The 7,389-nt window shown below is 38.2% G+C and carries 12 protein-coding genes; 1 reads left to right on the top strand and 11 read right to left on the bottom strand.

Annotated features, from left to right (window positions below):
• The 8 genes from ACESMA_RS11255 to ACESMA_RS11220 all read right to left on the bottom strand — a co-directional run.
• A partial coding sequence (locus ACESMA_RS11255) for an IS701 family transposase (RefSeq protein ID WP_372948915.1) occupies positions 1 to 1,266 on the bottom strand: 1,266 nt, incomplete at its 3' end.
• Positions 1,267 to 1,453: 187 nt separating this feature from the next.
• Positions 1,454 to 2,290: a hypothetical protein gene (locus tag ACESMA_RS11250; protein WP_372948914.1), complete on the bottom strand. Its 837-nt coding sequence runs from the start codon at positions 2,288 to 2,290 to the stop codon at positions 1,454 to 1,456.
• A 125-nt stretch (positions 2,291 to 2,415) separates the two neighbouring features.
• The gene (locus ACESMA_RS11245; protein WP_372948913.1) at positions 2,416 to 2,580 is read right to left on the bottom strand and encodes a hypothetical protein; all 165 of its coding nucleotides are present in this window, start codon (positions 2,578 to 2,580) and stop codon (positions 2,416 to 2,418) included.
• A 193-nt stretch (positions 2,581 to 2,773) separates the two neighbouring features.
• Positions 2,774 to 3,634, bottom strand: a complete 861-nt coding sequence (rhuM, locus tag ACESMA_RS11240) for a RhuM family protein (RefSeq protein WP_372948912.1) — start codon at positions 3,632 to 3,634, stop codon at positions 2,774 to 2,776.
• Positions 3,631 to 3,888 (bottom strand): hypothetical protein, encoded by a 258-nt coding sequence (locus tag ACESMA_RS11235; RefSeq protein ID WP_372948911.1) that lies wholly within the window; start codon positions 3,886 to 3,888, stop codon positions 3,631 to 3,633. Before ACESMA_RS11235 ends, rhuM begins: the two co-directional genes overlap by 4 nt.
• Complete coding sequence (locus tag ACESMA_RS11230) at positions 3,881 to 4,081, bottom strand: hypothetical protein (RefSeq protein ID WP_372948910.1); 201 nt, start codon at positions 4,079 to 4,081, stop codon at positions 3,881 to 3,883. Before ACESMA_RS11230 ends, ACESMA_RS11235 begins: the two co-directional genes overlap by 8 nt.
• Before the next feature lie 92 nt (positions 4,082 to 4,173).
• Positions 4,174 to 4,464, bottom strand: coding sequence for a type II toxin-antitoxin system RelE/ParE family toxin (locus ACESMA_RS11225; protein WP_372948909.1), 291 nt, complete (start codon positions 4,462 to 4,464; stop codon positions 4,174 to 4,176).
• Entirely contained in the window at positions 4,454 to 4,687 is a 234-nt protein-coding gene (locus tag ACESMA_RS11220) for a hypothetical protein (RefSeq protein ID WP_372948908.1), read from the bottom strand. The genes ACESMA_RS11225 and ACESMA_RS11220 overlap by 11 nt, the downstream gene beginning before the upstream one ends.
• Before the next feature lie 193 nt (positions 4,688 to 4,880).
• Between ACESMA_RS11220 and ACESMA_RS11215 the strand changes: the two genes are divergently transcribed.
• Entirely contained in the window at positions 4,881 to 5,654 is a 774-nt protein-coding gene (locus ACESMA_RS11215; protein ID WP_372948907.1) for a class I SAM-dependent methyltransferase, read from the top strand.
• A 26-nt stretch (positions 5,655 to 5,680) separates the two neighbouring features.
• Here ACESMA_RS11215 and ACESMA_RS11210 read toward each other — a convergent pair whose 3' ends face one another.
• From ACESMA_RS11210 to ACESMA_RS11200, 3 genes are read right to left on the bottom strand one after another with little or no spacing between them, the layout of a single operon-like run.
• Positions 5,681 to 6,625 carry an aldo/keto reductase gene (locus ACESMA_RS11210; RefSeq protein ID WP_372948906.1) on the bottom strand — a complete coding sequence of 315 codons (945 nt, stop codon included), beginning with the start codon at positions 6,623 to 6,625 and terminating at the stop codon, positions 5,681 to 5,683.
• Positions 6,626 to 6,638: 13 nt separating this feature from the next.
• The gene (locus ACESMA_RS11205) at positions 6,639 to 7,085 is read right to left on the bottom strand and encodes a PIN domain-containing protein (RefSeq protein ID WP_372948905.1); all 447 of its coding nucleotides are present in this window, start codon (positions 7,083 to 7,085) and stop codon (positions 6,639 to 6,641) included.
• Positions 7,082 to 7,285, bottom strand: coding sequence for a hypothetical protein (locus tag ACESMA_RS11200; protein WP_372948904.1), 204 nt, complete (start codon positions 7,283 to 7,285; stop codon positions 7,082 to 7,084). Before ACESMA_RS11200 ends, ACESMA_RS11205 begins: the two co-directional genes overlap by 4 nt.
• Positions 7,286 to 7,389: the final 104 nt, after the last annotated feature.

Genomic DNA, 7,389 nt, shown 5'->3' with positions numbered 1-7,389 from the left:
CCGTTTTATGTGGCGTTCCTTTAGTTGCCTGAGCAAGCGATCTTCAGTCAATTCTTTGTAAAACTTGAAGAACAGAAAATCCATTATGTCCCTTGCCGATAGGATGGGTATTTCGTCTTGGTTTAAAAGCTTCTCTTTGAGCATGAAGCACCCAACCATCATGTTTAGTGCAATTTGGTGATGCCACGGCAGCCATTTGCGTGTCTGGAATTGGTCCATCCCCAGGATTTGCTTCTGCTCCTTGAAACTGTGCTCTACAAAGAACCGCTGTGCCTGCATGTAGGCAACGGCCTGTTCGGTGTACTGCCCCAATGACGCATTGGTGAAGGAGTATTTGATTTCTTCCCCGTTCCTGGTTTTTCGTTTTGACACCACCAGTAGCCTGTTTTCCACTGTATTCGTGTTTTTGTCCCAAATGTACACCGTCCTGAAATGGAAGAGCCCTTTCAATACCCCTTTGGCTGAATGCCTGATGTCGATTGCTTTCCAGTCGGCAGGTTCCAACGAGCCAATATATTTGCATGCCGTGGTGTAGACCGTGCTGGCCTTTAGCTTCTTGGGCGAAGGGCCTTTGGCCGTTTTCCGTTCGGGGAGGTATAATTCCGGCTCCTCCAGGAATATCTGCTGGTCGGAGTGGATATCGAGCATATAAACCAGCCCCATGTTGTTGATTTCACGGGCAAAGGCGGCATCGTTGCCATATAGCCCGTCGGCCCCGACATAATCAAAGGTTATGCCCATCGCCAGTTGGTGCTTTATGATGTCGGCTGCCAGTTCTTGTTTTGTTTTAAAAGTCCTTTCTTCAACGGGTATGTCTGCTTTCTTGCACCGTTCGCTGTCGCTTGTCCATGAAGCGGGCAGGTACAAACGGCAGTCCACCAGTGAAGCATGTTTCCCGTTGCACAGGCAACCATAAACAGCTACTTGCGAATTGGCCGTTTTGCCCACATTGCCGCAGTATTGATGACCAACCCCCACGCTTTTATCACCCTTTTTTACCCATCCGCTTTCATCAATCAGCAACCCTGTGAGCGTTTGCCTGGGCAACGATTGGGAAACATCTTTGGCCACTTGGTCCATCACCGCACGTGCATCCCAGTTGGAATCGCTGATAAAATGGTGCATAGCATGATATTCCGTATCAAGGGTCTCGCTTATCCGTTCAATGTTGTTTAATTCACTGGTCACTTTTCCTTCAATGTATAAATGTACTTTATCGAAATTCGATTTGGTTTTGTTTTTGAAAAAATCATTATAGCCTGACACATAGGTAGATAGGCGCGATGCTGCCTCGATCAGTGTTTTACCATAATTTTGATTTTTCTTTATTCGATTTGTATTTGTCCGTTACCCATTGCAAACGATTTTTTTTGTTATTTTATGCATCTAATATACTATTATTCAATGGTTTTAACAAAATAAATACACATTAAAATTGAAGATTTTTAATCTGTCAAAGTAGAATTAGTAATTTATTATATCTGTCCACGTAATTATTATATTTTGTTTTGGTTCTCCTTTTTGGGTTCAGAACAAGTTTCTCTTTTTGTGTTTTTAGGAATTTTAATTTTATATCCGCTAAATTATAAAAGCAATATTCGAAAACAGCACCATGAATCTCGGTATTTTTTAGTAAGTACATCGCTGATAAAATGGACTGACGAATATCTTTGAGAGTTATCAAATAATCATTTACTTTTTCACTAAAATTTAAATAGTCACGAACTCTTTTCATGTCAATATGAGCAAATTCGCTCAGCTCAGAATAAAATTTCCCAATTTCAGATTCAGGTAAAATATTTTTCAAGTTCTTGATATTTGTTGGACTTAGTGAGCTTTTCATTTGATTAAATGAAAGATTTTCATATTCTTCCGGAGTAAACTGAGATAGATTTAAGCAATAATTTAACTGTTCAAATATTAACCGATTAATTGAGACACTTTCAAAGAAGAATTGATTCTTAATTAAAAAAAATAGACTTTCATAACTATTTTCTAAGCGAATAAAAGTAGATGTTAAACCAAGACTAATAACTGTTTCCTCCTTTAATTTTAAATTATCTAAATTTTTTCTGAATTCAGTTTTTGCCTGCCAAACCGTGTTTAGAATATCTTCTAAAAGCAAATTATATGGCTCTTTTTTAGCCAATGAAGGATTAAGATTCTTAATTTTGTTTTTTGCAATTTCTAACGTTTTGTAACCCATGTGATATTTAACAAAGGCTGCTTTTATGTCATTTTTTAGACTTTCATCTAAATCGTCTGGCAAAAAGTAATATAGATTACTCAAAGAGTGTCTTTCAAGATTATGAATACTATAATAGAAATTGTCAAACATAGTAATGAATTAATTCTTTTCCTGATTTAGTAGCTCTGTTCAAACTTGCGCATAACTTTATTATTTGTCCTCCGAAACTATACAATATTTTCTCCAGCCAGAAACCAGCCTGAAATATTATCAACCAAAGCTATTTTATACTTCAATTCGGTTTTTTCTTTGTGCCGAACAAATTTTTCTTCGAAATCTTCAGGGTTTCTGTAAAACGCTTTCCGGGATATTATTTCGGGTGTTCTGTTCAAACGGTTTTTGTTTTAGTTTACAGGCACTAAAACTAAAAATCTTTTGGTTGTAAAACAAGCAGTTGGTTGAAAATTTTATTGTTTAGTGGGGTTAGTTTGGAGAGCAAGTCATACCATCGCCCCAAGCGATAGCATGACGGTGGTTTTGTCCGTGTTTTATCGCTGCTTTAACAGACAGCAAACCAGGCCCGGATTACTTGCTGAAACCTGGCGGCAACAAACCGGCAACGGATTGAAGTACTGACGAAACTGAAGCGGCATCCAATTTTGAAAAGGCAAACCATCTTTTGCCCAAATCTTTAAGAGACGCACCGAGATGATAAACTTCGGTGTGGTCAATAATCAAAAAACGGTCGTGGCTTTTGGCAAAGGGTATCAGTTCAAAATGGCCGTATTGTTCGCTGGCTTTTTTTACATCCAGCAAAAGCTGCCTGCCGGTATTTTTTGAAAGCAAAAACACTTTTACATTTTTTCCACTTTTTGATAAATGCGTTAAAGTGGTTTCATCGATATAATTATCAATCAAAACAATGGTGTGCCTGGCCGTCCGGATAATTTTAGAGGCCAATTCGTAGGCATCAAATACTTGGCCGTCAAAGAATACGCCTTGTGTGGGAATAAGGTGGGTATGTATTTGCAGGTCTATTTGATTTACCTTGTTTTTTAAACTTTCAAAATTATCCTCTAATCGGTTCATCCGGTTATTGATGGCGTAACCTTTAAGCAAATAATCCCTTAACACACGAGTTGCCCAAATTCGGAACTGTGTGCCTTGTCTGGATTTTACACGATAACCAACTGATATGATGACATCAAGGTTGTAGAATGCTACGGGTTTGTCGGAATTAGGAATATGCATTTTTTGCATATTGCTTTCTTCATCTAATTCGCCTTCACTAAAAATATTGCGGATATGGCGTGAAATGACGGATTGGTCTCTTTGAAAAAGACGCACCAATTGTTCCTGACTAAGCCACACGGTTTCCCCATCAATTCTCACCTCAATTTGTTCGGCCAATTCATTTGGGCTATATAAAATGATTTCGTTTTTCATGCTAAAGCCTTTGCATTTTGTATTTTTCCTTTAATTACGCCATGTTGAGTAGTATGTTCCAAAATGGAACATACCACTTTTTCATCAAGTTCGCCCGACTTAAAAATATTCCCTAAATGTTTGGTAATAGCAGGACGTTGTGTACCAAACAAATCAGCTATTTGCTGTTGTGTAAGCCAAAATGTTTCGTGCTCAAATTGAATCTCAATCAGAACTGTTTTATCAATTGTTTGGTATATAACTATTTCATTCATTATTGACTTTTTCAACTGTCGCAAATTTTGCGACAATCACTTCTTTGTCTGATTCCTTTTCATTAATAGCATCATGGTTAGGATTACCAATTTCTTCTTCCCAAAATTGTTGACTGAACGGAAATTTAATCCGTAAAACTTCAGAGTTTCTGTAAATCGCTTTCCGGAAGGCTATGTCGGGTGTTCTGTTCAAACGGTTTATGTTTTAGTTTACAGGCATTAAAACTAAAAATCTTTTGGTTGTAAAACAAGTTGTTGGTTGAAAATTTTTATTGTTTAGTGGGGTTAATCCTCAAACGGATTGTTTTCAATTTTTGTAAAACCAAAAACTTCTATTGAATCTTCGTTCCTGTTTATTTTATACACTACTGTATATCCTTTGTAAATCAAATCGCGAATGTCATCCCTGTCAAAATAAATTGATTTCCTGTTTTTGTAAGGCATTTGAGGTATTTCCTTTATTCGCTGTAAAATATCCGTTTTGAATTTTCGGGCTGCACCAGGTTTATCCCGGGCAATGTAATCAATTTGATGATTTAGTTTCTCTTTAAAAAATTTGAGTACTTTAATCTTCATATTTCCGGATGGTGGCTTCAAGTTCCTGGTCGAGTTCATTGAAACTTATAAATTCTGCTTTTCCGTTTTCAATGTTTTCAAGTTCTTTTTTGAGGTATTCCTGAACTGAAAGGTACTCCTCATTTTCGTTAATGACTTCAATTTCATTTTTGCCGAAACGTTTGAGAAACCACATTAACGGCTGAAAAATACTATCATTTACCCTTAACCGAATTGTTTGCATGACAATTTTTTTTCAAATATAGGCATATTTGAATTCATTTTAAAACCGTTGTTGGGAACAAGTCATGCCATCGCCCAAAGCGTTAGCATGACGGAGAATTCAGTCAAATTTTTCGTTTTGAACATTGTTTTAAAAAGAATAAAACTTTACTTTTGTCGCTCTAAAAAAACTGAAAATTAACAATTTAAACATCATGAGTGACGAAAACAAATCCATCCATGAATTCGATTTCAATTTAATCTGCGAATATTTTTCTGCTATTGAAAGACAAGGCCCGGGGAGTCCGGAAGTTACCTTAAAAGCACTAAGTTTTATAGAAAATCTTACTTCTGAATCGCGCATTGCCGACATTGGCTGCGGTACCGGTGGGCAGACCATGGTGCTGGCACAACATGCACCGGGACAAATTACCGGGATTGACCTGTTTCCCAAATTCATCGATCTTTTTAACCAAAATGCAGCCAGACTGAACCTGCAGCATCGGGTGAAAGGCATTACGGGCTCGATGGAGAACCTTCCTTTTCCGGAAAACGAACTGGATGTAATCTGGTCGGAAGGCGCCATTTACAACATCGGTTTTGAACGTGGCCTGAACGAGTGGCGGAAATTCTTGAAAACCGGCGGCTACATTGCCGTTTCAGAAGCTTCGTGGTTTACCGAAAAACGACCGGACGAAATCCATAATTTCTGGATGGAAGCTTATCCGGAGATGGATACAATTCCCAACAAGGTAGCTCAATTGCAAAAAGCAGGTTACGTTCCGGTTGCCACGTTTATTTTACCCGAAAATTGCTGGACGGATCATTTTTATGTTCCGCAGGTGGCAGCGCAGGAAACCTTCCTGAAAAAATATCCCGGGAAGAAAACTGCCGAAGAACTGGTAACCAACATGCGCCGGGAAGCAGAGTTGTATGCCAGGTTTAAAGCCCACTACGGGTATGTTTTTTACATTGGGAAAAAGATATAAGAATTTATTCCGCAATCATTTCTGTTCTATTCCCACTCCGGAAACTGGGTAGTGTTCAAATCCAGTTTTGAGATGGTTTGCATATCCGATGCGCTCAGTTCAAAATCAAAAACATTCAGGTTCTCCGTCATGTGATCTTTTTGCGAAGTGCGCGGTATGGTTACAATGCCTCGTTGGTAATGCCACCGCAGGCTCACCTGCGCATTGGTTTTATTGTATTTTTTTCCTATTTCTGCCAGTGTTTCGTTTACAAACATTCCGTTGCGCCCCTGGGCAAACGGCGACCAGGCTTCCATTTGAATGCCGTTTTCTTTCAAAAATTTGTGATCTCCGGGTTGCTGGAAAAAAGCGTGTGCTTCAATCTGGTTTACAGCCGGTTTCACACTGAAATTATCCATTAAATCTTTAATCTGAGCCGGAGTGAAATTGCTCACACCAATGGCCTTGATTTTGCCTTCTTTGTAAAGTTCTTCCATGGCTTTCCACGAACCGTTTACATCGCCCCGCGGACGGTGAATGAGGTACAAGTCCAGGTAATCAAGTTGTAGTTTGTTCAGCGACGTTTCAAAGGCTTTTTTCGCATTTTCATAGCCCGAATCGTCCACCCACACTTTTGAAGTAACAAAAAGCTCTTTGCGGTCTATTCCGCTGCGTTTTATTCCGGCGCCAACTGCCTCTTCGTTTCCGTAAATTGTGGCCGTGTCGATGAGCCGGTAACCCAGAGAAATGGCGTCGGCAACACATCGTTCGCCCAGGTCGTCAGTAAGGTATAACGTACCAAAACCCAAAACCGGCATTTGAACGCCGTTGTTGAGAATAATTCGTTCAACAGGTGTTCCAAACGAATTGTTAAATGGAGCACCAAACAATTTTGATGTTCCCAGGCCAGCAAACATTGCTGCAGCTGTTACTTTTGCACCGGTTTGCAAAAATTCACGACGGTTTATTCCTTTTTTGTTCTTTTTTTCCATTTCGGTGATGTCTTTATTTGTTTTTCCTTATTATCCTTTCAAACAATTCTTCAGTTGAAATAAATCTGGACCAATTTTTCTTAATTAAACCTTTATGCAGTTCCTTATCTCCGCTCCACAATTTACCTTTAATCTGCTCTGTTAAGGCTACGAACTCTGTATCATCAATATCAACATCAAAAGTTAAAGATTCAGCAAATTCGTAAAATTCCCTTGAAATAAGTTTGACGTTAATAAACCTTATTCTACTGGTTATTAGAAGTAATACTCTGTTAAGTTCATAGTCCGAATAATTTGAAATATTTTGGATTTTGTCTTTATGTTCTTGAATCTCTCTCAATAATTGTTCAGTAGAATAAAAATTAAGGTTGCTTTTTGGCTGTAGCAATATCCTCGCTATTTTGCTTTTTGAATTTAAAATTGCACTAAAAACAATATTTGTGTCAACAACTATTCTCATTTATCCAGTTGTTGCTTTGTTCTCTCCCAGCGACCTTTTTTTATAGTTTTCACCAAATCATCAACATCTTTCTGAGCAACTTTTGTTTTTCGGGTTAACTCTTTATATTCAAACAAATCAGTAAGATCCTGCAGATCATCCAAACTGATATTTTTTGGAAACCTGAATATAATTTCGTCTGGTGTTCTTTCGATAATCATAACTCTTTTTCTTCAAATATACGCATTTCTGTCCAATCCGTTATTTTGAATAATGAAATGATGAGAGACTGTCTAAAAATTAAGGCAACAATCAATTTTGTCAT

This window comes from Mariniphaga sp., from assembly GCF_041687215.1.
In the GTDB taxonomy this organism is placed as follows: Bacteria; Bacteroidota; Bacteroidia; order Bacteroidales; family Prolixibacteraceae; genus Mariniphaga.
The sequence above is the reverse complement of the archived record's forward strand: the minus strand, read 5'-3'. Positions and strand labels throughout refer to the sequence as shown.